This is a genomic window from Streptomyces sp. Isolate_45, from assembly GCF_024721315.2.
In the GTDB taxonomy this organism is placed as follows: Bacteria; Actinomycetota; Actinomycetes; order Streptomycetales; family Streptomycetaceae; genus Streptomyces.
Genome location: NZ_JANFAK020000357.1, coordinates 1 through 1,609 on the forward strand (window position 1 = coordinate 1; position 1,609 = coordinate 1,609).

At 68.5% G+C, this 1,609-nt stretch carries 1 protein-coding gene and 1 pseudogene; both read right to left on the bottom strand.

The window, feature by feature from the left end:
* On the bottom strand, nt 1-782 hold a 782-nt coding region (locus NOD94_RS41030; RefSeq protein WP_281211338.1), incomplete at its 3' end, for an ABC transporter substrate-binding protein.
* Nucleotides 783-994: 212 nt separating this feature from the next.
* Nucleotides 995-1,609 (bottom strand): annotated as a pseudogene (locus tag NOD94_RS41035) (hypothetical protein); the annotation flags it as partial.

Below are 1,609 nucleotides of genomic sequence, written 5' to 3' on the forward strand. Positions count from 1 at the left end.
TTCTGCGACACGATGATGTTCGTGATCACGAACTTCTTGTCGGGCCACAGGGCGGTCTCGTCGAGGAGGACGGAGCCACCGTCGGAGACGAGCTTGGAGGCCGTGGGCTCCGGCACCCAGGCGCCGTCGATCGAACCCTGCTTGAAGGCGTCCGGGGTGACCTTGTTGTCCGTACGGACGACGGAGACGTCACCCTTGCCGGACTCCGGGTCGACCTTCCAGCCCTTCTCGGAGATCCAGTTGAGGAAGGCGACGTCCTGGGTGTTGCCCTTCTGCGGGGTCGCGATCTTCTTGCCCTTGAGGTCGTCCAGGGTCTTGATCTTCTCCGGGTTCACGACGAGCTTGACGCCGCCGGAAGCCGAGCCGGAGATGATCCGCAGGTTGGAGCCCTTGGACTTGACGTAGCCGTTGATCGACGGCGAGGGGCCGATGAAGCCGATGTCGAGGGAGCCGCCGTTGAGGGCTTCGATCTCGGACGGGCCGGCGTTGAAGGACTGCGGCTTGATCCTGGTGCCGTTCAGTTCCTTCTCGATCAGGCCTTCCTGGAGACCGACGAGCGCCGTGGCGTGGGTCAGGTTCGGGAAGTACCCGATGCGGACCTCGGAGGCGGAGAGCTTCTTGCCCGCGTCGGCGGCGACGTTGGAGGCCGTGTCCTTGGGCTCGTCCTTCGCCGCCTCGGAGCCGTAGCCGCAAGAGGCGAGGGCGCCGATCAGCAGGGGCAGGGCGGCAGTGGCGACGATGCTGCGACGCAGGGTGGTGCGGGCGTTTCCGGCGGTAGGCACGGGAGGACTTCCTCTCGTAGCGTCATCTCATGACGCACGTCTTCGTCTGTGGAACAAGGGCGGGTACAGCTCGAGGGGGGTGTGGGCGCGCAAGCGGTGCGCGTACGTCATCGCGCACATCGCGCCACCCCTCCCTGGCCGCTGCCGAGGGCGCCGCTGCCGACGCGGCCGCCCTCCTTCGCGAAGGTGGAGTAGATGTCGGTCGTCATCGGTTAGAAGTCCCACCCTTCTTCGTCCGCCTGGATCGTGGTCTCGGCCTTGGAGGCGAAGGACTCGCCCGCCATGCCGGCCGCCAGGGTGGTTCCGTCGGCCGGGTCGATGAGCAGGAAGGACCCGGTGCGGCGGGAGTCGGCGTAGGCGTCGAGCGCGAGGGGCTCGGCGGTGCGGACGACGACGCGGCCGATGTCGTTGGCGACGAGCTGCCCGGGGTTCGGGTGCTGCGACAGGTCGTCCAGGGTCAGCCGGGAGGGGATCTCCTTGACGATCGCCTTCACCGTCCGCGTCGTGTGCTTGATCAGCACCCGCGCGCCGACGGCCAGGGGCTGGTCCGCCACGTGACACACCGTCGCCTCGACGTCCTGCGTGGTCGCCGGGGCACTCGTGGACGGGGCGATGAGGTCGCCGCGGGAGATGTCGATGTCGTCCTTGAGGCGCAGGGTCACCGACTGGGGGGCCCAGGCGATGTCGACGCTCTCGCCGAGGGCGTCGATGCCCTCGATGACGGAGGTCCGGCCCGAGGGCAGGACAGTAACGGCCTCGCCGACGCGCAGGACGCCGGAGGCGATCTGGCCCGCGTAGCCGCGGTAGTCGGGGTGCTCGGCGGACTG